This window comes from Thalassobius vesicularis (genome assembly GCF_004799325.1).
GTDB classification, from domain to species: domain Bacteria; phylum Pseudomonadota; class Alphaproteobacteria; order Rhodobacterales; family Rhodobacteraceae; genus Thalassobius; species Thalassobius vesicularis.
The window spans coordinates 319,918-342,953 of sequence record NZ_SSMD01000003.1 but is presented as its reverse complement, the minus strand read 5'-3'; the positions used below and the strand labels follow the sequence as shown (position 1 = coordinate 342,953).

The window sequence follows — 23,036 nt, the reverse complement described above, 5'->3', positions numbered from 1 at the left end:
ATTCGCGCAAGGGATCGGCCTGTGTTCCGGCAAAAAACAAGGCCCCCCGAAGGGAGCCTTGCTGTTGTTTTAAACCGTTAAGGGCAGGGGTCAGACGATGGTGATGTGCGTATGCAGGTTGGCCATGTCCCAGTACCCTTCGAGCGTGATGACGTTGCCAAGATCGAAGGTCAGCACGATGCCGTTGGTGCCCCAGCTGGCGTACTGCGTCACCACTTGCGCGGCGGTCAGGGTGCCTTCGGGTTCCCACAGGGACTGGTCCAGCTGCAGCACGTCGTTCTGGGCGCCCGAGAAATCGCGCACCAGATCAGCGCCATCGCCGAGGTTGAAGACAAAGGTGTCGGCCCCGGTCTCGCCCCACAGGATGTCGCTGCCGGCACCGCCGCCGACCGTGTCGTTGCCGTCGCCGCCGCGCAGGGTGTCGTCACCCAGCCCGCCGCTGAGCGCGTCGTTCCCGGCCGCGCCGAACAGCGCGTCGTTATCCGCGCCGCCATCGGCCACGTCGTTGCCAGCCCCGCCAAAGATGGTGTCGCTGCCCGCATCGCCCATCAGCGTGTCGGCGTTCAGACCGCCCCCCAGGATGTCGTTGCCATCGCCGCCATTGACGGTGTTCAGGCCGTTGCCGGACCAGATCTCGTCATTGCCGGCGTCGCCGTTCAGGATGTCGTTGCCTTCACCGCCATAGATGGTGTCGGCGCCATCGCCGCCCGACAGGGTGTCGTTGCCCAGATAACCGCCCAGCAGGTCGTCGCCGGAGCCGCCCAGGCCGCTATCATTGCCCGCGCCGGTCCACATCTCGTCATTGTCGGCGCCGCCTTCGAGGGTGTCGTCACCGTCGCCGCCATAGAGCGTGTCGTTGCCTGCGTCCCCGACGACCGAGTCGTTGTCGGCCCCGGCGCCCAGCAGGTCATTGCCGTCGCCACCATACAACGTGTCCGCACCGGTCAGCGACCAGATCTCGTCATTGCCGTCGTCACCGGCCAAATAGTCGTTGCCCGCGCCGCCATAGAGCGTGTCGTTGCCCGCGCCGCCAAACAGGGAGTCGTCGCCCGCGGCGCCGCCGAGCATGTCGTCGCCGTCACCGCCCAAGGCAAAGTCGCTGCCGGCATCGGTCCAGATCTCGTCATTGCCGCCAAAGCCGAAGATCGAGTCGTTCCCAGCCCCGGCGAAAACCGTGTCGTTGCCATCAAAGGCATCGTTGTTGTCGGCGCTGATAAAGTCATCGCCTTCACCCGCGCCAATCAGGTCCGCGCCGCCGGTGGCGAAGAGGGCATCGTTGCCGCGACCGCCCCACAGCTCGTTGGCTTCGTTGTTGCCGACCAGGCTGTCATTGCCGTCGCCGCCCAGCAGCGTGTCCTGACCGCCGAACCCGAAGGACTGGATGATGTCGTCGCCATCGCCGCCAATCATCGAGTCGCTGCCATTGCCGCCGATGATCGAGTCGTTGCCCGCGCCGCCGTTGATGGTAAGGCCGACGCTGTTGACCTCGTTGTCGATGAAGGCGTGGATGGTGTCGTTGCCCGCGCCGCCGATCAGGGTGTCGGTGCCGCTGGTGTCCTCGATCAGGTCATCGCCGTCGCCGCCGTTGATCGAGTCCGAACCATTGCCGCCCAGCAGCGTGTCGTTGCCGCCTTCGCCCAGCAGGGTGTCGTTGCCTTCGCCGCCTTCAAGGCGGTCATCGCCGTCCACGCCGCCGGTGGTCACCTCGCCTCCGCCGTCGCCGACCAGGTAATCGTTGCCGTCCCCGCCGCGCAGGATGTCATTGCCGAACATACCTGCCAGCAGGTCATTGCCCAGGTCACCGAACAGCGTGTCATTGCCAAATCCGCCTGCGACCGTATCTGCGCCATCGTCCCCATGCGCAAACAGACCCGAGTTTTCGGGGTCGTCCGCCGAGCCGACGATGAAGTCGGCCCCTTCGCCGCCCGAGACGGTATCCAGACCGGACCCGGTAAGGATAGTGTCATTGCCAGCGCCGCCATCGATGGAGTCGTTGCCGGCGCCACCGAAGAGGGTATCGTTCCCGCCCAAACCGTTGATTGTGTCGTCGCCACCATTCCCGTGGATCGAGTCGGCGTCAGAGGTGCCGTCCAGCAGCTCGCTGGTGTCGTCGCCGTCGATCACGGCCATGTCGCGGAACACGGCGGTGAGCTGGGACAGTTCGGCCAGATGTTCGTCAAGGGTTTTGAGAATATTGGATTTGGACAAATCGTTGGTCATGATGCCTCCTGACACTGGTTACCGGGCGGATTGCGGGGTCCAATCCCATGCAAGTCCGCCGTTCGGGACAACAACGCCCGACACTCAAATACGTCGACTAGCTGCCAGCGCCGCGCCGGTTTCGCAAGTGACAAGAGGGGGTTGCAGTAGTTCTCCGGTATGGGGCGGGGGTGCGTTGCCTGAAAAATGGGCATGCGAAAAGGGCACCCGTTGGGGTGCCCTTGCGTCATATGTGCCAGTGGCTGGGGCAGGGGTCAGATGACGGTGATGTCGTCGATCAGACCGGCCAGATCCCAGTACCCTTCGAGCGCGATCACGTGGCCGTTGTCGAAGGTCAGGACGGTGCCGTGGTCGTTCCAGCTGCCGAATTGATCCAGCATCTGGGCCAGCGTCAGGCTGCCATGCACGGCCCAAAGCGCGTCGTCCAGGATCAGCCGGTCGCCCTCGATCGTGCTGAAATCGCGGATGATGTCGACGCCGCTGTCGGCCCCGAATACGAAGGTGTCGGCCCCCAACTCGCCCCACAGGATGTCATTGCCGGTGCCGCCGGTCAGGGTGTCCGCGCCCGCGCCGCCGTTCAGCGTGTCGTCGCCAAGGCCGCCGTCCAGCAGATCGTTGCCGTCGCCGCCCAGCAGCGTGTCCAGATCGGCCCCGCCGTAGAGGGTGTCGTTGCCGTCCGCGCCCATCATCAGGTCGTTGCCGTCACCGCCATAGAGCAGATCCGCCCCCGCCATCCCGGCCAGCAGGTCGTCGCCCGCGCCGCCCTGAACGGTGTCGTTGCCGTCGCCTGCCCAGACCTCGTCCGCGCCGGAGCCGCCGTCGATCAGATCGCCGCCGCCTGCGCCGTAGATGGTGTCAGCACCGTCATTGCCGTTCAGGGTGTCGGCGTTCGTGCCGCCTCCGATCAGGTCGTTGCCGTCGCCGCCATGGGCCAGGTTGAGGCCGTCGCCCGCCCAGATCTCGTCATTGTCGGCGCCGCCGAACAGGGTGTCGTTGCCCGAGCCACCGAACAGAGTGTCGATGCCTGCGCCGCCCGACAGCACGTCATGGCCGTCGTAACCGCCCAGCAGGTCGTTACCGTCGCCGCCATCGGCAGTGTCGTCGCCCGTGCCTGTCCAAAGCTGGTCGTCGCCGTCGTCGCCTGTGATCTCGTCATTGCCGGTGCCCGCAAAGATCGTGTCATTGCCCGCACCGCCCGAGATCGCGTCATCCTCGGCCCCCGAGCCCAGAAGGTCGTTTCCTGCCCCGCCGATTAGCGTGTCGCGGCCGCCGACCGACCAGATCACATCGTCATCCGCGCCGCCGTCCAGATAGTCGTTGCCCAGCCCGCCATAGAGCGTGTCCAGCCCATCCTGACCGAACATCGAGTCGTCTCCGTCCCCGCCGCCCAGCATGTCGTTGCCCCAGCCGGCATAGGCGGTGTCGTTGCCGTCCGCGCCCCAGATCTCGTCCGACTGGCCGCCGGTCAGGATCCAGTCGTGGCCTGCACCTGCGTAAACGGTGTCCGCGCCGTCAGAGGCGTCGCCATCGTCGGCGATGATCGAGTCGTCACCGTCGCCGCCGCCGATCAGGTCAGCCCCGCCGCCCGCCATCAGGGTGTCGTTTTCAGAGCCACCCCACAGCGCATTGGCCAGCGCGTTGCCCCAGAGGATGTCATCGCCGTCGCCGCCCAGCAGCGTGTCGCGGCCGCCATTGCCGAACACGGTGTCATTGCCCGCGCCGCCCGACAGGCGATCCGCCGCAGCGCCGCCTTGGATCAGGTCGTTGCCATCCCCGGCGTAGACCTCGAGTGCTGCGGCGTTGATCCAGCCGTCGCCGCTGGCCTGAATGGTGTCGTCGCCCGCGCCGCCAAAGATCGTGTCCATGCCCGCCTGCGACAGGATGAAATCATTGCCGTCGCCGCCATCGACCCAATCGGCCCCCGCGCCGCCATCCAGCGAGTCGTCCCCTCCGTCGCCAAAGACGCGGTCGTTGCCCTCGCCGCCATAGATGGTGTCGTTCCCGGCGACCATCGCGCCCCAGGTGTTCAGGCCGCCATCCTCGCCCATCAGGTAGTCGTCGCCGGTGCCGCCCAGGATGAGATCCGCGCCGCTGCCCGCCGCAACCGTGTCATTGTCAGCGCCGCCGTCGATCGTGTCGGTGCCCCACAGGTCGAGGATGGAGTCGTTGCCCTCGCCGCCGATGTGGGAGTCATCGCCGGTCTCGTCGATCAGGGTGTCGTGGCTGAGGCCGCCGTCCAGCGTGTCATTGCCCGCGCCGCCATTCAGCGTGTCCATGTGATCGTCACCGAACAGGCTGTCATTGCCATCGCCGCCCAGCAGGCTGTCGGTGCCATCGCCGCCGAACAGGGTGTCAGTGCCCGCGCCGCCCAGCAGGGTATCGGCCTGATCGCCGCCATCCAGCACGTCGTCACCGACCCCGCCATTCAGCAGGTCAAAGCCGAAGCTGCCCTCAAGCGTATCGGCCCCGGAACCGCCATAAAGCGCGTCGTCCATCGCCCCGCCATCCAGCGAGTCGTTGCCGCCGTCGCCCCACAGCGTGTCCATGCCCTGACCGCCGATCAGGGTGTCGTTGCCCTCGATCCCCGAGCCGTTGCCGTTATAGTCGCCGGCCAGATAGTCGTCTCCGTCGCCGCCACGCACCAGGTCGGCACCGAAATAGCCGTAGACGATGTCGTTGCCCAGGTCCCCGGCAAGGTCGTCGTCGCCGCCGCCGCCGGTGATGGTGTCGTGCCCATCATAGCCGTAGATGCTGACGGTTTTCATGTTGGCATGGCCGTCCAGAACGCCGGAAATGCTGTCGTTCCCAGACCCGCCCGAGATCGTGTCATAGCCGCTGAGCGAATAGATCGTGTCGTCGTTCTGCCCGCCATAGGCCAGATCGTTGCCCGCGCCGGTATAGATCAGGTCGTTGCCGTCTTCGCCCCAGATCGTATCGTCGCCGCCATAGCCCCAGATCGTGTCGGCGCCATCACGGCCAGCGAGGCGGTCGTCGTTCTCGTCGCCCTCGATCAGTTCGGATTTGCTGGTGCCAAGCACGTCGGCCAGGGATCGGAAGCGCGCGGTGGCGTCCTCGAGTTCCGCGAGCGTGCGGCTGAGCGTGGTCAGGATTTTAGGGTCGGATTTATGGAAGGTCATGATCGTTACTTTCTGTCAGGGACGGGACGGCCAGACAGGATGCCGTCGCAACTATTGACGAAAGTTGACGCCTCAATCCGGGCTGAAATGTGTTTGGATGGCCCCAAATCAAGGCGAAAAACGTTCTTAACACGCTGATTTAAAACAGGTTTTATTCAATGTTTCCACGCCTGCGCGCAACGAAAAAGGCACCCGGTGCGGGTGCCTTTGCCGGTCGCGCTGATCGTGCGGATCAGGGCACGATGCGGGTGTATTTCAGACCTTCGAGGCTGGCGCCGAACAGCAGGCCGGCCTGGCCGAACACGACCGCCAGGATCGGAGCGGTGGCGGTGGTGGTCTCGGCGCGGACGTTCTCAGCCACGTCCGAGAAGACGTATTCGGCATCCGCCCCAAGGGCCCAACCGGCGCTGCGGCGGAATTTCTCCAACGCTTCCTCGGTCATGAAGAACAGGACATGCGCGTATTGCTGCGCGCCGAACTGGAAGCCGACACTGCCCTTGGCGGACGAGTAGTAATCCACCGACACGCCGTTCACACGCAGCGCGCCGCGCCCGTAGCCGCCGCCAAAGAACATGCTGGCTTCGGTCACCAACGGCATCACCAGCTGGCCCACGGATTTGTCCGCGACGGCGCGGGTGCCGGGGTACTTGCTGTACAGATAATCCAGCGTCGAGTTCACGCGCGCGTCGATCGTTTCAGCATTGGCGGTGCCCACGCCGTTGCCGCAAGCGGCGGTCATGCCTGCGCCGGCAAGCGCGGCCAGGGTAAAGCTGCGTCGGGAAAGTTGGGTCATGTCACTGTCGCCTGTATTGTTTGCCTGAACTGCTGCCCGGCCTTTTCGAAGCCGGGTCATTGGGCGAAACTATAGATGGGGGCAGGGCACCTGTCACTATACAGGATGCAGGATGCGCGGGATTTGGCGCGCGATCCTGTCAGGCCCCTTGCAGGTGACGCGCCACGGCGGGGGCAAAGTAAGTCAGGATGCCGTCGCAGCCCGCACGCTTGAAGCACAGCAGGCTTTCCAGCATCGCCTTGTGCCCATCGATCCAGCCGTTCTGGGCCGCGGCCTGGATCATCGCGTATTCGCCCGAGACCTGGTAGGCATAGGTCGGTACGCCAAAGCCGTCCTTCACGCGGCGGCAGATGTCCAGATAGGGCATGCCGGGTTTGACCATCACCATGTCAGCACCCTCGGACAGGTCACGCTCGATCAGGCGCAGGGCCTCGTCGCTGTTGCCGGGGTTCATCTGGTAGGTGGTCTTGTCGCCCTTCAGCGCACCCGATGCGCCCACCGCGTCGCGGAACGGGCCGTAGAAGGCGCTGGCATACTTGGCGGCGTAGGACAGGATCATGGTGTCCTTGTGGCCCTCGGCCTCCAACGCCTGACGGATCGCGCCGATGCGGCCGTCCATCATGTCGGACGGGCCGATGATGTCGACGCCGTTGCGGGCTTGCTCGACCGCTTGTTTGACCAGCGCGTCCACGGTTTCGTCGTTCAGGATCTTGCCGTCCACCACGAAGCCGTCATGACCCATCGAGTTATACGGGTCCAGCGCCACGTCGGACATGATCGCGATTTCGATCCCGGCGTCCTTGATGGCGCGGCTGGCGCGGTTGGACAGGTTGTTGGGGTTCCACGCTTCCTCGCAGGTGGCGGTTTTCAGCGAGGGGTCGGTGTAGGGGAACAGGCAGATCGCCGGAATGCCCAGATCGGCGGCCTCGCGCGCGGCCTCGACGATCTTGTCGACGGACAGGCGGTTGACGCCGGGCATCGAGTTCACCGGCTCGACCACGCCTTCGCCGTCACGCACGAACACCGGCCAGATCAGATCGCCGACAGTCAGCGTGTTTTCCTGCACCAGCGCGCGAATCTGGGCGGACTGGCGGGTGCGACGGAACCGGGTGATCGGGAACGGGGCCTGGGCGTTATGGGGCATTGGGTCTTTCCTGTGCGGTTTCATATTGGGTGGCATGGAATTTCCCCACACTCAAGGGTAGGAATTGCCGCGCGGGCCGGGTAAGCAGGCCAAAACGGCGGAGCATAGGCGTGAGCTGGTACGAACTCCTCAACGAAATGATCGACATGCGGTCGTTCTCGAACCTGTGGTTCTGGATCGCGCTGGCGGTCATGTGGTCGACGACCAGCCATTGGGTGCTGGGCGTTCCCTTCGATATGGTCATGCGCGCCGCCCGCCACGAAGGCCAGGCCCAGGATGACCTTGAGGCGGTGGTCCGCGCCAACATCAACCGGCTGCTGTATATCTCGGGCGTGTCGGGGCTGTGGCTGTTGGGGCTGGGGTTCTTTTTCTTCACCGTTCTGATCATGCTGGGCTTTGTCTATGACGTGCAGCTGGCGCAGGCCGTGTTCTGCCTGCTGTTCCCGCTGTCGATGGTCGGCCTGATGAGCCTGAACACCGCCCGCCGCATCCGCGACGAGGGGCTGGCCGGCCCGGCCCTGCGCAAACGCTTGACGCGCCACCGGATCTGGGTGCAGGTGCTGGGCATGGTGGCGATCTTCATGACCACGATATGGGGCATCTACCAGAACCTGACGGTAAATGTTCCGAACAATTTCAGACATTTGGGGCAACTTTCTCATGTCGAACAGCCAATCGGTGACGATCGGGGGCGCACCCGAGGGCTTTGATGCAAGCCTGATCCTTTCCGAGGTCGAGAAATCCGGCGGGCCGGTGATCCACATCGCCCGCGACGACAAACGCCTGGCGGCCACCGAGGCCGCCTTGCGCTTCTTTGCGCCCGAAATGCCGGTGGTGATTTTTCCGGGCTGGGATTGTCTGCCCTATGACCGGGTTAGCCCGCATGCCGATATTTCAGCCGCGCGCATGGCGACGCTGGCGGGGCTGGTCCACGGGATGCCACCCAAATACGTGCTGCTGACGACGCTGAGCGCGGCCATGCAACGCGTCCCCGCCCGCGAGGTGCTGGCCGAGGCGGCGTTCACCGCTCGTGTCGATGAACGCATCGACGAGGCGGCGCTGCGGCAATTCCTGGTGCGGATGGGCTTTACCCAAGCCCCCACGGTGATGGAGCCGGGCGACTACGCCGTGCGCGGCGGCATCATCGACATCTTCCCGCCGGGCGAATCCGGGCCGGTGCGTCTGGACCTGTTCGGCGACGTGCTGGACGGGGCGCGGCGCTTTGACCCGGTCAGCCAGCGTACCATCGAAAAGCTGGATCTGGTCGAGCTGGCCCCGGTGTCCGAGGTGATCCTGGACGAGGCGGCGATCCTGCGATTCCGCCAGAATTACCGGATCGAGTTCGGCGCGGCGGGCACCGATGATCCTCTGTACGAAGCGGTCAGCGCGGGCCGCAAACATCAGGGGATGGAGCATTGGCTGCCGTTCTTCCACGAGCGACTGGAAGTGCTGTTCGACTACCTGCCGGGGGCGACGGTGACGATGGATCACCAAAGCACCCCGCAACGCCTGAGCCGTTGGGACGGCATCGCGGACCAGTACGAAACCCGCAAGATCGCCATGACGCAAAAGGGGCGGCTGGACACGGTCTATAAACCCGTGCCGCCGGGTCTGCTGTATCTGGACGACACCGCCTGGACCAAGGCGCTGAGCGCGCGGCGCGTGGTGCAATACCATCCGCTGCCACAAGCCAGCGGGCCGAACGTGGCGGATGCGGGCGGGCGGATCGGGCGCAACTTCTCGCCCGAGCGCCAGTTGGAGAACGTAAACCTTTTCAGTGCATTGGCGGATCATGTTAATGCGAAACTGGCGGGTGGGCCGGTCGTCGTCGCCTCATACTCCGAGGGGGCACGCGAACGTCTGGACGGGCTTTTGGAGGACGAGGGCCTGCTGGGCGCCGTCCCCGTCAAGGACATGCGCGCGGTCGGCAAACGCGGGCTGCATCTGGCGGTCTGGCCGCTGGAACACGGGTTCGAAGCGCCGGGCCTGACGGTGATCTCGGAACAGGATGTGCTGGGCGACCGGCTGATCCGCAAACCCGCACGCAAGAAACGGGCCGAGAATTTCCTGACCGAAACCCAGTCGCTGTCCCCCGGCGATCTGGTCGTGCACGTGGACCACGGCATCGGGCGCTACAAGGGGCTGGAAGTGGTCGCCGCCGCCGGGGCCGCCCATGAATGCCTGCTGCTGGAATACGCCGAAGACGCCAAGCTGTACCTGCCGGTCGAAAACATCGAACTGCTGTCGCGTTACGGCCACGAAGAGGGACTGCTGGACCGGCTGGGCGGGGGCGCATGGCAGGCCAAGAAGGCCAAGCTGAAGGAACGCATCCGCGAGATGGCGGACCGCCTGATCCGCGTCGCCGCCGAGCGCGCCCTGCGCACCGCACCGGTGCTGGAGGCGGAACACCACGCTTGGGAAAGCTTCTGCGCGCGCTTCCCGTATCAGGAAACCGACGATCAGCTGAAGGCGATCGAGGACGTGATCGCGGATATGGACTCGGGCCAGCCGATGGACCGGCTGGTCTGCGGCGACGTGGGCTTTGGCAAGACCGAGGTCGCGATGCGCGCGGCTTTTGTGGCGGCGATGTCGGGCGTGCAGGTCGCGGTGATCGCGCCAACCACGCTGCTGGCGCGCCAACATTACAAGAGCTTCGCCGAACGGTTCCGGGGATTTCCTATCCAAGTCAGCCCCTTGTCGCGCTTTGTTAAAGCAGCCGACGCCACCCCCACCCGCGCCGGAATGGCCGACGGGACGGTGGATATCGTGGTCGGAACCCATGCCCTTCTGGCGAAAAACATCCGTTTCAAAAACCTCGGCCTGCTGATCATCGACGAGGAACAGCATTTCGGCGTCGCCCATAAAGAACGCCTGAAACAGATGCGCAGCGACGTGCACGTGCTGACCCTGACCGCCACGCCGATCCCCCGCACGCTGCAGCTGTCGCTCAGCGGTGTGCGCGACCTGTCGATCATCGGCACGCCGCCCGTGGACCGTCTGGCGATCCGCACCTATGTCAGCGAGTTCGACGGCGTGACCATCCGCGAAGCGCTGCTGCGCGAACATTATCGCGGCGGGCAGTCCTTCTACGTGGTGCCGCGGATCAGCGACCTGCCCGAGATCGAGGCCTTCCTGCGCGATCAAGTCCCCGAAGTGTCGGTCATCACCGCCCACGGCCAGATGGCGGCGGGCGATCTGGACGAACGCATGAACGCCTTCTACGACGGCAAATACGATGTGCTGCTGGCCACGACGATCGTAGAATCCGGGTTGGATATTCCCACCGCCAACACGATGGTGGTGCACCGCGCCGATATGTTTGGCCTGGCGCAGCTCTACCAGATCCGGGGCCGGGTGGGGCGCTCGAAAACCCGCGCCTATGCCTACCTGACCACCAAGCCGCGCACCCCGCTGACCTCGGCGGCCGAGAAACGCCTGCGCGTTCTGGGCTCGCTCGACACGCTGGGTGCTGGCTTCACACTGGCCTCACAGGATCTGGACATTCGCGGCGCCGGCAACCTGCTGGGCGAGGAACAGTCCGGCCAGATGCGCGACGTCGGCTACGAACTCTACCAACAGATGCTCGAAGAGGCGATCGCCCGCATCAAATCCGGCGAGCTGGAAAGCCTGCCCGAGGCCGACGGCCAATGGGCACCCCAGATCAACCTGGGCGTGCCGGTGCTGATCCCCGAAACTTACGTCCCCGATCTGGACGTCCGCCTGGGCCTCTACCGCCGCCTCAGCAACCTACACGACAAGGTCGAACTCGAAGGCTTCGCCGCCGAACTGATCGACCGTTTTGGCAAACTCCCGCGCGAGGTGAACACGCTGCTGCTGATCGTACGCATCAAGGCGATGTGCAAACGCGCCGGTATCGCCAAACTCGACGGCGGACCTAAGGGCGCCACGATCCAGTTCCACAACGACAAATTCGCCTCGCCTCAGGGGCTGGTGGAATTCATCCAGGATCAGCGCGGCCTGGCCAAGATCAAGGACAACAAGATCGTCATCCGCCGCGACTGGGCCTCGGACGCCGACAAGATCAAGGGCGCCTTCTCCATCGCGCGCTATCTGGCCGAAAAGGTCATCGCGGCCGAGAAGAAACAGAAAACCTGATCTTCTTCTTTTTCCAAATATCCCGGGGGAGTCGCCCGCAGGGCGGCGGGGGCAGCGCCCCCATCACCCTCGGGACTGGAAAAACGCCTGAATTTTGGGGGAAATCCACGCCCACAGCCCGGGCGCACCGTTTGCGATCTTGGCGCCGACCCGCGTCGCCACGGTGTCATAATCCACGTTATACTCGACCCAGCTGCCGCCCCCCGAGGCGAGGTTCTGGTTCGGTGGCTGGAACCGGTCCAGCGATTTCGCAAAGCGCGCGTCCGGCGTCTCGTTCGCCTCAAACTCCAACCACAGAGCCAGCAGGTCGCGGCCCTGATCGGCGGGCAGCATGCCAAAGATGCGGTGCGCGGCGGCCAATTCATCGGCCTCGGTCGAAGCGGCGTCATGGGTACCAAAGATAGGCGCATCACCCGCGTCAATCTCGACCAGATCGTGGATCAGCAGCATCCGGATGACGCGGTTCATGTCCACGCCTTCGGGCGCGTGCTCGCCCAGCACCAGCGCGTAAAGCGCCAGGTGCCAGCTGTGCTCGCCCGAGTTTTCGCGGCGCGAGGCGTCACATAGCAGCGTGGCGCGGTTCACCGATTTCAGCTTGCACGCCTCCACGAGGAAGGCCATCTGCGCGTCCAGACGCTCAGTCATTTGACTTGGCGCTTTGCGCTGCCTTCATGGCCGCCTCAAGCCGGGCATTCAGCGCCTTGCGGGCGCGCTGTTCGGCCATGCGGACACGAACCGAGGTCATGAAGGCCTCTTGCGTGGGGATCGAGCTGGAGCCCAGGACCTTGGAGATCTGCTCGACCAGCAGGTCATCCCCCAGCGCCTCGGCGGCCTCGATGACGTCTTTCGCCAGGGCGTCGGCCAGATCCTCGGTGATCCCCATCGCAATTGATCCTTAGCGTGTCGTCTCGGTCAGGCGACGTTTGACGTAGGACGAGACGGTCCCGATCATCTGATCCATGTGGTCGGGTTTCTCAAAGAAGTGACCGGCGCCTTCGACCTGCTCGTGCGAGATGTAGATGCCCTTCTGCTCGCGCAGTTTGCCGACCAGGCTGCTGGTATCGGCGGGCGGCGCGACGCGGTCGGCGGTGCCGTTGATGACCAGACCCGAGGCCGGGCAGGGCGCCAGGAACGAGAAGTCGTACATGTTGGCGGGCGGGGCCACCGAAACGAAGCCGGTGATTTCAGGCCGGCGCATCAGCAGCTGCATGCCGATCCAGGCGCCAAAGCTGAAGCCAGCGACCCAGCAATGCTTGGAGTTGGAGTTCATCGACTGCAGGTAGTCCAGAGCCGAGGCGGCATCCGACAGCTCGCCCACGCCCTGGTCATATTCACCTTGGCTGCGGCCGACGCCGCGGAAGTTGAAGCGCAGAACGGTGAAGCCCATGTTGTAGAAGGCATAGTGCAGATTATACACCACCTTGTTGTTCATGGTGCCGCCGAATTGCGGATGCGGATGCAGGACAATGGCGATAGGCGCATCGCGGTCCTTCTGAGGGTGATAACGACCTTCGAGCCGACCTTCGGGACCGGGAAAAATAACCTCAGGCATATGTCTTGCGTCTCTCCTGCGGGGTGCGGCTTAATTCTTGACGAATTTGCTCAAGCACCTTAGAACGGTTCTAACAGGCGGCCTTTCGGGGCCTGCGGGCTTCATGGGAGATAAGACCTGACGCCCGTGTCGTCAATCTGTTCACACCGTTCATATAGGGATTCGCGCCGTGAAACTCAGCACAAAAGGCCGCTATGCAATGGTTGCGCTGGCAGATATCGCGCTGCAACCCGCCGGGACGCTGGTTTCGCTGGGCGATATCTCGAAGCGGCAGGACATCTCTTTGCCGTATCTGGAGCAGTTGTTCGTGAAGCTGCGTCGCGCCGGGCTGGTCGAATCCGTGCGTGGGCCGGGGGGCGGCTACAAGCTGTCGCGCGGGGCCTCGGACATTCGCGTGGTCGAGGTACTGGCGGCGGTCGATGAGACGGTGGACGCGATGCACAAGGGGGCCGGGGCGACGGGCGCGTTGTCGGGGTCCAAGGCGCAGTCGATGACCAACCGGCTGTGGCAGAGCCTGAGCGCGCATGTCTACGTGTTCCTGCACAACGCGCGGCTGTCGGATGTGATCGGCAATACGCTGGCACCGTGCCCGGCAGTGCCGAACCTGTTTGCCGTGGTGGACGAGGAATGAGTGGCGCGCCTTTGTCCGGGTGCGGACTGGGGGCCAGCCCCCAGACCCCCGGGATATTTGGAAAAAGAAGAAGGGATGGGGCGCGGTGAGCCGGGTCTATCTGGATCATAATGCGACGGCGCCCCTGCGGTCCGAGGCGCGCGCGGCGATGAGTGCGGCGATGGATGTCGTGGGCAATCCGTCCAGCGTGCATGCCGAAGGGCGCGCGGCCAAGGGGCTGGTGGAGCGGGCGCGGGCGCAGGTGGCGGCGGCGTTGGGCGCGGACGGGGCGGATGTGATCTTTACCTCGGGGGCGACCGAGGCGGCGGCGCTGGCCTGTGCGGGGCGCGGGTTACTGGGGGCTCCGGTCGAGCATGATGCTGTGCTGGCCTGGGTTGACCCGGTTTTGGCAGTGGATGCTTTGGGGCGGGTGTCGGTGGCGGAACCGGAGCGCACGGCGTTGCAGTTGGCGAATTCCGAGACGGGCGTGGTGCAAAAGTTGCCGGAGGGACTGGCGGTCAGTGACATGACGCAGGCCTTTGGCAAGCTGCCGGTGGCGTTCAACTGGTCGGGGGTCACGGCGGCGCTGGTTTCGGCGCATAAGCTGGGCGGACCGAAGGGTGTGGGCGCGCTGGTCGTCAAGCGGGGCACCGATGTGGCCGCGCAGCTGCGAGGCGGCGGGCAGGAAATGGGGCGCCGGGCCGGAACCGAGAACATCATCGGCATCGCCGGTTTCGGTGCCGCTGCAGAAGCCGCAGCGCGTGACCTGTCCAATGGTCGCTGGGAGGCGGTTCTAGGGTTGCGGAATTTGCTGGAAGAGGCCATTGAGGCCGAAGCCAAAGATACTATTTTTGTCGGGAAAGGTGCGGAACGCCTGCCCAACACCTCCTGCTTCGCCACGCCCGGCTGGAAAGGCGAGACGCAGGTGATGCAGATGGACCTGGCGGGGTTTGCCATTTCGGCGGGCTCGGCCTGTTCGTCGGGCAAGTTGCGGGCCAGCCCGGTGCTGCGGGCGATGGGATATACAGAGGACCAGGCCAGGGGCGCGATCCGCGTGTCGCTGGGGTTGGAGACCTCTCGGGACGATGTGCTGCGCTTCGCTGAGGCGTGGCTGGCGAAACAGAAGATTTTCCGCGCCCGCGTGGCGTGAGAGCAAGACGCGAACAGGAGTAGGGCCATGGCTGCTTTGGATCAGAGCGACGTGAAGGAAGGTGTCGATCAGGGCACCGTCGATGCCGTGCGCGAGGTGGGCGGCAAGTACAAGTACGGCTGGGAAACCGAGATCGAGATGGAATACGCGCCCAAGGGCGTGAACGACGAGATCGTCCGCCTGATCAGCGCCAAGAACGACGAACCTGAGTGGATGACCGAATGGCGTCTGCAGGCGCTGACCCGCTGGGAAAAGATGGACGAGCCGAAATGGGCGATGGTCCATTACCCGGAAATCGATTTCCAGGACCTGTATTACTATGCGCGTCCAAAATCGATGGAGGTGAAGCCCAAGTCGCTGGACGAGGTCGACCCCAAGCTGTTGGCGACCTATGAAAAGCTGGGCATCCCGCTGAAGGAACAGATGATCCTGGCCGGTGTTGAGGGCGCAGAGGATATGCCTGCCGAGGGCCGCAAGGTGGCCGTGGATGCGGTGTTCGATTCCGTGTCCGTCGGGACCACATTTCAGGCTGAACTGAAGAAGGCTGGCGTGATCTTCTGCTCGATCTCTGAGGCGATCAAGGAACACCCTGAGCTGGTGAAGAAATACCTTGGCTCGGTCGTGCCGCAGTCGGACAACTTCTATGCGACGCTGAACAGCGCCGTGTTCTCGGATGGCTCGTTCGTTTATGTGCCGCCGGGGGTGCGCTGCCCGATGGAGCTGTCGACCTATTTCCGTATCAACGCCGAAAACACCGGCCAGTTCGAACGTACGCTGATCATCGCCGACAAGGGCTCGTACGTGTCGTACCTTGAGGGCTGCACCGCGCCGAAACGTGACACCGCGCAGCTGCACGCCGCCGTGGTCGAGATCATCGTCGAGGAAGACGCCGAGGTGAAATACTCGACCGTCCAGAACTGGTATCCGGGCGACGAGAACGGCAAGGGCGGCATCTACAACTTCGTGACCAAGCGCGCCGATTGCCGAGGTGATCGGTCCAAGGTGATGTGGACGCAGGTCGAAACCGGGTCCGCCGTGACGTGGAAATACCCGTCCTGCATTCTGCGCGGCAATGAAAGCCAGGGCGAGTTCTACTCGATCGCCATCGCCAACAATTTCCAGCAGGCCGACACTGGCACCAAGATGATCCACCTGGGCCGCGATACCAAATCGCGCATCGTGTCCAAGGGCATCAGCGCGGGCCGGGCGCAGAATACTTACCGCGGTCTGGTCTCGATGCACCCCAAGGCCAAGAACAGCCGCAACTATACCCAATGCGACAGCTTGCTGATCGGGGATAAGTGCGGGGCGCATACGGTGCCCTATATCGAGGTCAAGAATAACTCGTCCCGCTGCGAGCATGAGGCAACCACGTCGAAGGTGGATGACGAACAGCTGTTCTATTGCCGTCAGCGCGGCATGGACGAAGAGGCCGCCGTGGCTCTGGTTGTGAACGGGTTCTGCAAGGACGTGCTGCAGGCGCTGCCGATGGAATTCGCGATGGAAGCCCAGCAGCTGGTCGCGATCAGCCTGGAGGGTTCCGTTGGCTGATCCGAAAATCCCCCTGTCCGCGCGCATCGCCGCAGCGGTGCCCTATGTCCTGCCGGTGATCGGCGGGGCAGGTGGCATGCTGTGGGTCAACATGCACCGGATGGAATTCCTGAGCCCCGTGTTCTGGATTCCGCTGGGGGTTTTTATCGGCTGGCTGGCCTCTCGTGTGATCCTGGCCCTGATGAGCCGCAGGTGGTGAGATGAACTTCGTCGCGCCGATCGTGATGCTTGGTCTGTCGAATGTCTTCATGACCTTCGCGTGGTACGGCCATCTGAAGTTCAAGGCCGTGCCACTGTACCTTGTGGTGCTGATCAGCTGGGGGATCGCCTTTTTCGAATACTGGCTGGCAGTGCCGGCCAATCGGATCGGGCATCAGGTCTACTCGGCCGCGCAGCTGAAAACCATCCAAGAGGTCATCACGCTGGTGGTCTTTGCCGGGTTCTCGGCCTTCTGGTTGAAAGAGCAGCTCAGCCTGAACACGCTGATCGGCTTTGGATTTATCGCCGTTGGTGCGGCTTTCGTGTTCAGGGGTTGAGGGAATGACGTTGGCATTGCTGCAACTGTTGGCCATGAAATCCGCCGGTGTCGGCATCGGGATTTTCGTGGGCACGCTGATCGGGCTGGGCCTGCGCAAGCAAAAGGGCAAGACCGAGGGGCTGTTGGCTGGCTCGGTCGTGCTGACGGCGCTGGTCGCCGGGGCACTGGGCATGGCGGTCATGATGACCATGACCTATTTCGGGATGAACTGACATGATCGTGACGACGACACCTACCATCGAAGGACACCGGATCACCGCCTACAAGGGCATCGTGGTCGGTGAGGCGATCATGGGCGCCAACGTGGTGCGCGACCTGTTCGCCAGCATCACCGATATCGTCGGCGGGCGCTCGGGCGCGTATGAATCCAAGCTGGCCGACGCCCGCGAAACCGCCCTGCGCGAGCTGCAGGAACGCGCGCAGCTGCTGGGCGCGAACGCCGTGGTCGGCGTGGATCTGGATTACGAAGTTGTGGGACAGTCGATGCTGATGGTCTCGGCTTCGGGCACGGCCGTTGTGATCGACTGATCCCGGCCAAAAGAAATTCGCCGCCCCGTGGGGCAGGCAAACCGTATCGGAAGGAAGAAAAATGCTGGAAATCAAGAACCTGCAAGTCAAACTTGAAGAAGAAGACAAGCAGATCCTGAAAGGGGTCGACCTGGTGATCGAACCCGGCACGGTGCATGCGATCATGGGCCCGAACGGCTCGGGCAAGTCCACGACCAGCTATGTGCTGTCGGGCAAGGACGGCTACGAGGTGATTGGCGGCTCGGCCACGCTGGACGGCGTTGACCTGCTGGAGATGGAGCCCGAAGAGCGCGCCGCTGCCGGCCTGTTCCTGGCGTTCCAGTACCCGGTCGAAATCCCCGGCGTCGGCAACATGACCTTCCTGCGCACCGCGGTGAACGCACAGCGCAAGGCGCGCGGCCAAGAGGAAATGTCCGCAGCCGAGTTCCTGAAGGTCGTGCGCGAGAAAGCCAAGACCCTGAAGATCGACGCCGAGATGCTGAAGCGTCCGGTCAATGTCGGCTTCTCGGGTGGTGAGAAAAAGCGCAACGAGATCCTGCAGATGGCGATGCTGGAACCCAAGATGTGCATCCTGGACGAGACGGACTCGGGCCTGGACGTCGACGCGATGAAACTGGTTGCCGAGGGCGTGAACGCGCTGCGCGACGGCAAACGCTCGTTCCTGGTGATCACGCACTACCAGCGCCTGCTGGACCACATCCAGCCCGACGTGGTGCACATCATGGCCAATGGCCGCATCGTGAAATCCGGCGGCCCCGAGCTGGCGCTGGAGGTCGAACAGAACGGCTATGCCGACATTCTGGCGGAGGTGCAGTAATGGCGCTGGCACAAGCGAAACTGGACGCGACCGAGACGCGCCTGGCCGTGCTGACCCTGCCCGCCGAGGGTGGCTGGCTGGCGGCCCCGCGTCAGGACGCACTGGCGCGCGTGCGGGCGATGGGCCTGCCGACGCGCCGCGATGAGTACTGGAAATACACCCGTCCCGACAGCCTGACTGCCGTCGAGGCCACCCCCGCCGCGCTGTTCGACACGCAAGGCGAGCCGCCGGTGTTCTCGGGCATCGACCGCCTGAAGATCGTCTTCGTCGATGGCGTCTTTGCGCCCGATCTGAGCGACGATCTGAGCATGGAAGGCGTCGAGATCGAGCGTCTGGCCGAGGCCGGGAGCGCCGACATCCACTGGGCGCGTGATCTGTACGGCGTGCTCGAAGCGCGCGGGCAATCGCCGGTCGAGCGTCCTCTGGCCGCGCTGAACAGCGCATTCGCCACCGATGGCGCACTGATCCGGGTCACCGGGAAGCCCTCGAAGCCCGTCAGCCTGATCTATTTCCACCGCTCCGAAACCTCGGACGCGATCCTGCATCACGTGGTGAAGCTGGAAGAGGGCGCCGAGCTGACGCTGCTGGAAAACGGCCCCGCCGCGTCGCGCTTCAACAAGGTGTTGGAGGTGGACGTGGCCGATGGCGCCAGGTTCCACCATGTCCGCGCGCAAGGCCGCGACCACAAGCGCCGTGCCGCCACGCATATCTTTGCCCGACTGGGTGCCGAGTCGCTGTTCAAGTCCTTTACCCTGACCGCCAACGGCGTGATGACGCGCAACGAATGCGTGATCGAGCTGCTGGGCGACGACTCGGTCGCGCATGTGGCCGGGGCCTGCATGGGCGACGGCGATTTCCACCACGACGACACCGTGTTCATCACCCATGACGCCCTGAACTGCGAAAGCCGTCAGGTGTTCAAGAAGGTGCTGCGCAACGGGGCGACCGGCGTGTTCCAGGGCAAGATCCTGGTCAAGGAAGGCGCGCAGAAAACCGACGGCTACCAGATCAGCCAATCGCTGCTGCTGGACGATGACAGCCAGTTCCTGGCCAAGCCCGAACTGGAGATCTACGCCGATGACGTGGCGTGCTCGCACGGCTCGACCTCGGGTGCGATCGACGACGAAGCGCTGTTCTACCTGCGCTCGCGTGGGGTGCCCGCACATGAAGCGACCGACCTGCTGGTTCTGGCCTTCCTGGCCGAGGCCGTCGACGAGATCGAGGCCGACGCGTTGAAGGACGAAATCGTCAGCCGGCTCGAAGGCTGGCTGGAGCGTCGGCGCGACTGATGGCTGTCACCCGCGATATCGTGGCGACCTACCGGGGGCCGGGCCGCGTGGTGGCCCGCCTTCTGGCGATGGGGCAGCGCGAGGACCGCGCATTGGCCATCCTGATGGCTGGCTGCGTGGTGGTCTTCGTCGCGCAATGGCCCCGTCTGGCCCGCGAGGCCCATCTGAACCCCGAGATCGAGCTGAACATGCTGCTGGGCGCGACCCTGCTGGCATGGGTGATGATTGCACCGCTGATCCTGTACGTGCTGGCGCTTGTCTCGCATCTGGTGGCCAAGGCGCTGCGGGGCAGGGGCACCGGTTTCGGCGCACGGATCGCGCTGTTCTGGGCCTTGCTGGCATCCTCGCCGCTGATCCTGTTGCAGGGGCTGGTTGCCGGTTTCATCGGCGCGGGGCCGGCCCTGTCTGCGGTCGGGTTCATCTGGCTGGTGATCTTCGCATGGTTCTGGCTGGCGGGATTGCGTCAGGCCGAATGGGGGCCGCAGGAATGAACCCGCTGCTGAAGGACCTGGCGCTGGAAACGCTGCGTGACCCGGCCTCGGCCGCGCGCCGCATCCTGTCGATGGGCCTGTCTTCGCAGGCGATCTGGACGGGTGTCGCGCTTGTGGCAGTGGTGAACACGCTGCTCTACTCGCTCTCGATCCTGCAGTTCGAGGGGATGACCGGCGCCCAGACCGGGATGAATCTGCCGATCCTGTACCTGGCGCTGCTGTCGGCGGCGATGGTGATAGGCGCGCTGGTCCTGCAATGGATCGGCAAGATGATGGGCGGCACCGCCGAGTTTCTGGACCTGTTGGTGCTGCTGGCTTGGTTGCAGGGTCTGCGGGCCGTCGCGCAGGCCGCGCTGATCGCCCTGATGATGGTTTCGACCAGCCTGGCGAACCTGGCGGCACTGGCCCTGGGTCTGTATGGCCTGTGGCTGATGGCGCAGTTCGTGAAGACAGCGCAGGGGTGGGACTCGCTTGGCAAGGCCATCATGTCGCTGGTTCTTGCAGGGGTGGGCTTTGTGCTGGCCCTGTCAATTTTCGTGCTCCTGATCGGGGCCTCCTCCATGGGGATGTGATCCATGTATGATGTCGAAAAAATCCGGGCCGATTTCCCGATCCTGTCGCGGACGGTGAATGGCAAGCCGCTGACTTATCTGGACAACGGCGCCAGCGCGCAAAAGCCGAAGGTCGTGATCGACGCGATCACCCGCGCCTATGAACACGAATACGCCAACGTCCACCGCGGGCTGCACTACCTGTCGAACCTGGCGACCGAGAAATACGAATCCGTGCGCGGCATCGTTGCGCGGTTTCTGGGTGTGCGTGACGAAGACGAGATCGTGTTCACCTCGGGCACGACCGAAGGCATCAACCTGGTGTCCTACGGCTGGGCCGCGCCGCGTCTGCAGGCAGGGGACGAGATCGTCCTGTCCGTGGTCGAGCATCACGCCAACATCGTGCCGTGGCATTTCCTGCGCGAACGTCAGGGCGTTGTCCTGAAATGGGTCGAGCCCGAGCTGGACGGCTCGATCGACGCGGGCAAGGTGATCGACGCGATCGGACCCAAGACGAAACTGGTGGCGATCACGCAATGCTCGAACGTGCTGGGCACCATCGTGGACGTGAAAACCATCTGCCACGCGGCGCGCGAAAAGGGCGTGCCGGTTCTGGTGGACGGCTCGCAAGGCTCGGTCCACATGCCGGTGAATGTCGAGGAAATCGGCTGCGATTTCTACGCCATCACGGGGCACAAGCTGTACGGCCCCTCGGGGTCCGGAGCGATCTACATCAAGCGCGACCGCATGGACGAGATGCGCCCCTTCCTGGGCGGCGGGGACATGATCAAAGAGGTCACGCGCGACCACGTCATCTATAACGACCCGCCGATGAAGTTCGAGGCCGGCACCCCCGGCATCGTCCAGACCATCGGCATGGGCGTCGCGCTGGATTACCTGATGGGTGTCGGCATGGACAAGATCGCCGCGCACGAGGCCGACCTGAATGCCTATGCCAGCCAGCGCCTTGCCGGGCTGAACTGGTTGAACGTGCAGGGCCATGCGTCTGGAAAGGCTGCCATTTTCTCGTTCACCATGAACGGGGCGGCGCATGCGCATGACATCTCGACCATCCTGGACAAGAAGGGCGTCGCCGTTCGTGCGGGCCACCATTGCGCCGGTCCGCTGATGGAGCATCTGGGCGTCTCGGCGACCTGCCGCGCCTCGTTCGCGATGTACAACACCCGCGCCGAGGTGGACGTGCTGGTCGATGCGCTGGAACTGGCGCACGATCTGCTGGGATAAAATCGCTGGCCCGCGCGGTGTTACCGATTGCACCTCGCGCGGGCTTGGCATAAAGACGGCTCTACGCACCCATAGCTCAGCTGGATAGAGCGTTGCCCTCCGAAGGCAAAGGCCAGAGGTTCGAATCCTCTTGGGTGCGCCACTTACCTACCCCCCGAACAGCAGCACCCACAGCACTGGCAGCAAAATCGCCGTCGCCAGCGCGTTCAGCCCCATGGCGAGGCCGGAAAAGGCGCCTGCGACCTCGTTCACCTGCAAGGCCCGCGCGGTGCCGATCCCGTGGCTGGCCGTCCCCAGCGCAAGGCCGCGCGCCTTCCAATCGGTGATGCCCATCAGGTTCAGCAGGATCGGCCCCAGGATCGCGCCGATGATCCCCGTGGCGATGACCAGCGCCGCTGTCAGCGAGGGCAGGCCTCCCAGCTGTTCCGAAATTGCCATGGCGACCGGCGCGGTCACCGATTTTGGCGCGATGGAGGCGATCAGCGCAGGCGAGGCGCCCATGACCCACGCCACGCCCACCGCCGACAGTGCCGCCACCACAGAGCCGCTCAGCAGGCTGACCGCGATTGCCAGCGCAGATGCCCGCACCCGGTGCCATTGCCGATAGAGCGGGATCGCCAGCGAAACGGTGGCCGGACCCAGTAGGAAATGGACGAACTGCGCGCCCTCGAAATAGGTCGCATATTCGGTCCCCGTACCCAGCAGGACGGCGACGATCACCGCGACCGCGATCAGCACCGGGTTCAGCAGCGGCTTGCGGCCGGATTTCTCGAACACCCACGTCGCTGCTTGGAATGCGACCAGCGTAAGGGTCAGGTGAAACAGGGGCAGGGCGTTCAGGTAGACCCAGATTTGTTGCAGATCACGCATCGCCCGCCTCCTTCGCCAAGAGGCGCATCATACCGGCGGTGACGGCAATCGTGGCCAGCGTGCTGACGATCAACGCGGCACCCAGCGGTAGCAACGCCTGACCCAGCAGGGTGAAGTGCATCATGATCCCGGTGCCGGCGGGCACGAACAGCAGCGACATCGCGCGCAGCAACCCGTCCGCCGTCTGGCCCAGCCCCTCTGGGATGCCGCCCCGGATCAGCAGGATGACAAACAGCAGCACCATGCCCAGAACCGGCCCCGGAACCGGCAGGCCCAGTAAGGTGACGGAAACTTCGCCAGCCAGCTGGCAGCCCAAGATCAGTGTCAGATAGGCGATCATCGTGTCCTCCGGTGGTCTGTCTGGAACTGTTTCACCGGCTCCGCCTGCAATCAAGCGCCGTTCCGTTGCGGCAGGCTTGCATTGGACCGCGCGC

23 protein-coding genes and 1 tRNA gene are annotated in these 23,036 nt (G+C 64.3%); 15 read left to right on the top strand and 9 right to left on the bottom strand.

The annotated features are described in order from the left end of the window. Positions 1 to 90 precede the first annotated feature (90 nt). The 4 genes from E7681_RS08135 to hemB all read right to left on the bottom strand — a co-directional run bounded on the left by E7681_RS08135 (position 91) and on the right by hemB (position 7,294). Entirely contained in the window at positions 91 to 2,220 is a 2,130-nt protein-coding gene (locus E7681_RS08135) for a calcium-binding protein (RefSeq protein ID WP_136338772.1), read from the bottom strand. 254 nt (positions 2,221 to 2,474) lie between these two features. Continuing rightward, on the bottom strand, positions 2,475 to 5,357 hold the full coding sequence (locus tag E7681_RS08130) for a calcium-binding protein (protein ID WP_136338771.1): 2,883 nt from the start codon (positions 5,355 to 5,357) through the stop codon (positions 2,475 to 2,477). 232 nt (positions 5,358 to 5,589) lie between these two features. Continuing rightward, the gene (locus E7681_RS08125; protein ID WP_136338770.1) at positions 5,590 to 6,150 is read right to left on the bottom strand and encodes a lipid-binding SYLF domain-containing protein; all 561 of its coding nucleotides are present in this window, start codon (positions 6,148 to 6,150) and stop codon (positions 5,590 to 5,592) included. Positions 6,151 to 6,289: 139 nt separating this feature from the next. Beyond that, the gene (hemB, locus tag E7681_RS08120) at positions 6,290 to 7,294 is read right to left on the bottom strand and encodes a porphobilinogen synthase (protein WP_136338769.1); all 1,005 of its coding nucleotides are present in this window, start codon (positions 7,292 to 7,294) and stop codon (positions 6,290 to 6,292) included. Positions 7,295 to 7,404: 110 nt separating this feature from the next. On the opposite strand from hemB, the gene E7681_RS08115 reads away from it, so the two are divergent. Both E7681_RS08115 and mfd read left to right on the top strand, forming a co-directional pair. Beyond that, positions 7,405 to 8,004: a component of SufBCD complex gene (locus E7681_RS08115; RefSeq protein ID WP_246032433.1), complete on the top strand. Its 600-nt coding sequence runs from the start codon at positions 7,405 to 7,407 to the stop codon at positions 8,002 to 8,004. Further along, positions 7,955 to 11,410, top strand: coding sequence for a transcription-repair coupling factor (gene mfd / locus E7681_RS08110; protein WP_136338768.1), 3,456 nt, complete (start codon positions 7,955 to 7,957; stop codon positions 11,408 to 11,410). Before E7681_RS08115 ends, mfd begins: the two co-directional genes overlap by 50 nt. Positions 11,411 to 11,473: 63 nt before the next feature. On the opposite strand, the gene E7681_RS08105 is transcribed toward mfd, so the two are convergent. From E7681_RS08105 to E7681_RS08095, 3 genes are read right to left on the bottom strand one after another with little or no spacing between them, the layout of a single operon-like run. Beyond that, entirely contained in the window at positions 11,474 to 12,055 is a 582-nt protein-coding gene (locus E7681_RS08105) for an HD domain-containing protein (RefSeq protein ID WP_136338767.1), read from the bottom strand. Next, positions 12,048 to 12,293, bottom strand: coding sequence for a hypothetical protein (locus E7681_RS08100; protein ID WP_136338766.1), 246 nt, complete (start codon positions 12,291 to 12,293; stop codon positions 12,048 to 12,050). Before E7681_RS08100 ends, E7681_RS08105 begins: the two co-directional genes overlap by 8 nt. A gap of 12 nt (positions 12,294 to 12,305) precedes the next feature. Beyond that, on the bottom strand, positions 12,306 to 12,962 hold the full coding sequence (locus E7681_RS08095) for an alpha/beta hydrolase (protein ID WP_136338765.1): 657 nt from the start codon (positions 12,960 to 12,962) through the stop codon (positions 12,306 to 12,308). 169 nt (positions 12,963 to 13,131) lie between these two features. On the opposite strand from E7681_RS08095, the gene iscR reads away from it, so the two are divergent. The 13 genes from iscR to E7681_RS08030 all read left to right on the top strand — a co-directional run bounded on the left by iscR (position 13,132) and on the right by E7681_RS08030 (position 21,874). Beyond that, positions 13,132 to 13,593 (top strand): Fe-S cluster assembly transcriptional regulator IscR, encoded by a 462-nt coding sequence (gene iscR, locus E7681_RS08090; RefSeq protein WP_136338764.1) that lies wholly within the window; start codon positions 13,132 to 13,134, stop codon positions 13,591 to 13,593. A gap of 85 nt (positions 13,594 to 13,678) precedes the next feature. Continuing rightward, positions 13,679 to 14,722, top strand: coding sequence for a cysteine desulfurase family protein (locus tag E7681_RS08085; protein ID WP_136338763.1), 1,044 nt, complete (start codon positions 13,679 to 13,681; stop codon positions 14,720 to 14,722). 27 nt (positions 14,723 to 14,749) lie between these two features. Next, positions 14,750 to 16,273, top strand: a complete 1,524-nt coding sequence (gene sufB / locus E7681_RS08080) for a Fe-S cluster assembly protein SufB (protein WP_136338762.1) — start codon at positions 14,750 to 14,752, stop codon at positions 16,271 to 16,273. After that, positions 16,266 to 16,472, top strand: a complete 207-nt coding sequence (locus E7681_RS08075) for a hypothetical protein (protein ID WP_136338761.1) — start codon at positions 16,266 to 16,268, stop codon at positions 16,470 to 16,472. The genes sufB and E7681_RS08075 overlap by 8 nt, the downstream gene beginning before the upstream one ends. Before the next feature lies 1 nt (position 16,473). Continuing rightward, positions 16,474 to 16,809 (top strand): DMT family protein, encoded by a 336-nt coding sequence (locus E7681_RS08070; protein ID WP_136338760.1) that lies wholly within the window; start codon positions 16,474 to 16,476, stop codon positions 16,807 to 16,809. Positions 16,810 to 16,813: 4 nt separating this feature from the next. Continuing rightward, the gene (locus tag E7681_RS08065; protein ID WP_246032432.1) at positions 16,814 to 17,023 is read left to right on the top strand and encodes a hypothetical protein; all 210 of its coding nucleotides are present in this window, start codon (positions 16,814 to 16,816) and stop codon (positions 17,021 to 17,023) included. Between the two features lies 1 nt (position 17,024). Next, on the top strand, positions 17,025 to 17,339 hold the full coding sequence (locus tag E7681_RS08060) for a heavy metal-binding domain-containing protein (RefSeq protein ID WP_136338759.1): 315 nt from the start codon (positions 17,025 to 17,027) through the stop codon (positions 17,337 to 17,339). Positions 17,340 to 17,400: 61 nt separating this feature from the next. After that, entirely contained in the window at positions 17,401 to 18,156 is a 756-nt protein-coding gene (sufC, locus tag E7681_RS08055) for a Fe-S cluster assembly ATPase SufC (protein ID WP_136338758.1), read from the top strand. Further along, on the top strand, positions 18,156 to 19,445 hold the full coding sequence (sufD, locus tag E7681_RS08050; protein WP_136338757.1) for a Fe-S cluster assembly protein SufD: 1,290 nt from the start codon (positions 18,156 to 18,158) through the stop codon (positions 19,443 to 19,445). The genes sufC and sufD overlap by 1 nt, the downstream gene beginning before the upstream one ends. Then, the gene (locus E7681_RS08045) at positions 19,445 to 19,936 is read left to right on the top strand and encodes a YIP1 family protein (protein ID WP_136338756.1); all 492 of its coding nucleotides are present in this window, start codon (positions 19,445 to 19,447) and stop codon (positions 19,934 to 19,936) included. Before sufD ends, E7681_RS08045 begins: the two co-directional genes overlap by 1 nt. Further along, positions 19,933 to 20,508 (top strand): YIP1 family protein, encoded by a 576-nt coding sequence (locus E7681_RS08040; protein ID WP_168733176.1) that lies wholly within the window; start codon positions 19,933 to 19,935, stop codon positions 20,506 to 20,508. Before E7681_RS08045 ends, E7681_RS08040 begins: the two co-directional genes overlap by 4 nt. Positions 20,509 to 20,511: 3 nt before the next feature. Then, the gene (locus E7681_RS08035; protein WP_136338754.1) at positions 20,512 to 21,732 is read left to right on the top strand and encodes a cysteine desulfurase; all 1,221 of its coding nucleotides are present in this window, start codon (positions 20,512 to 20,514) and stop codon (positions 21,730 to 21,732) included. 65 nt (positions 21,733 to 21,797) lie between these two features. Continuing rightward, a tRNA-Arg gene (locus E7681_RS08030) sits at positions 21,798 to 21,874 on the top strand. Positions 21,875 to 21,879: 5 nt separating this feature from the next. On the opposite strand, the gene E7681_RS08025 is transcribed toward E7681_RS08030, so the two are convergent. Next, a complete protein-coding gene (locus tag E7681_RS08025) occupies positions 21,880 to 22,602 on the bottom strand; it encodes an LrgB family protein (protein ID WP_136338753.1) in 723 nt (240 codons plus the stop codon). Further along, on the bottom strand, positions 22,595 to 22,942 hold the full coding sequence (locus tag E7681_RS08020) for a CidA/LrgA family protein (protein ID WP_136338752.1): 348 nt from the start codon (positions 22,940 to 22,942) through the stop codon (positions 22,595 to 22,597). The genes E7681_RS08025 and E7681_RS08020 overlap by 8 nt, the downstream gene beginning before the upstream one ends. Between the last annotated feature and the right edge of the window lie 94 nt (positions 22,943 to 23,036).

Coding starts and splice junctions, on each gene's coding strand:
- E7681_RS08035 (WP_136338754.1), top strand. CDS start 20,512: ATGTATGATGTCGAAAAAATCCGGGCCGATTTCCCGATCCTGTCGCGG.
- E7681_RS08045 (WP_136338756.1), top strand. CDS start 19,445: ATGGCTGTCACCCGCGATATCGTGGCGACCTACCGGGGGCCGGGCCGC.
- sufD (WP_136338757.1), top strand. CDS start 18,156: ATGGCGCTGGCACAAGCGAAACTGGACGCGACCGAGACGCGCCTGGCC.
- mfd (WP_136338768.1), top strand. CDS start 7,955: ATGTCGAACAGCCAATCGGTGACGATCGGGGGCGCACCCGAGGGCTTT.
- E7681_RS08095 (WP_136338765.1), bottom strand. CDS start 12,962: ATGCCTGAGGTTATTTTTCCCGGTCCCGAAGGTCGGCTCGAAGGTCGT.
- E7681_RS08100 (WP_136338766.1), bottom strand. CDS start 12,293: ATGGGGATCACCGAGGATCTGGCCGACGCCCTGGCGAAAGACGTCATC.
- E7681_RS08105 (WP_136338767.1), bottom strand. CDS start 12,055: ATGACTGAGCGTCTGGACGCGCAGATGGCCTTCCTCGTGGAGGCGTGC.
- E7681_RS08065 (WP_246032432.1), top strand. CDS start 16,814: ATGACGTTGGCATTGCTGCAACTGTTGGCCATGAAATCCGCCGGTGTC.
- E7681_RS08125 (WP_136338770.1), bottom strand. CDS start 6,150: ATGACCCAACTTTCCCGACGCAGCTTTACCCTGGCCGCGCTTGCCGGC.
- E7681_RS08020 (WP_136338752.1), bottom strand. CDS start 22,942: ATGATCGCCTATCTGACACTGATCTTGGGCTGCCAGCTGGCTGGCGAA.
- E7681_RS08060 (WP_136338759.1), top strand. CDS start 17,025: ATGATCGTGACGACGACACCTACCATCGAAGGACACCGGATCACCGCC.
- E7681_RS08070 (WP_136338760.1), top strand. CDS start 16,474: ATGAACTTCGTCGCGCCGATCGTGATGCTTGGTCTGTCGAATGTCTTC.
- sufB (WP_136338762.1), top strand. CDS start 14,750: ATGGCTGCTTTGGATCAGAGCGACGTGAAGGAAGGTGTCGATCAGGGC.
- hemB (WP_136338769.1), bottom strand. CDS start 7,294: ATGCCCCATAACGCCCAGGCCCCGTTCCCGATCACCCGGTTCCGTCGC.
- E7681_RS08040 (WP_168733176.1), top strand. CDS start 19,933: ATGAACCCGCTGCTGAAGGACCTGGCGCTGGAAACGCTGCGTGACCCG.
- E7681_RS08025 (WP_136338753.1), bottom strand. CDS start 22,602: ATGCGTGATCTGCAACAAATCTGGGTCTACCTGAACGCCCTGCCCCTG.
- E7681_RS08135 (WP_136338772.1), bottom strand. CDS start 2,220: ATGACCAACGATTTGTCCAAATCCAATATTCTCAAAACCCTTGACGAA.
- sufC (WP_136338758.1), top strand. CDS start 17,401: ATGCTGGAAATCAAGAACCTGCAAGTCAAACTTGAAGAAGAAGACAAG.
- E7681_RS08130 (WP_136338771.1), bottom strand. CDS start 5,357: ATGACCTTCCATAAATCCGACCCTAAAATCCTGACCACGCTCAGCCGC.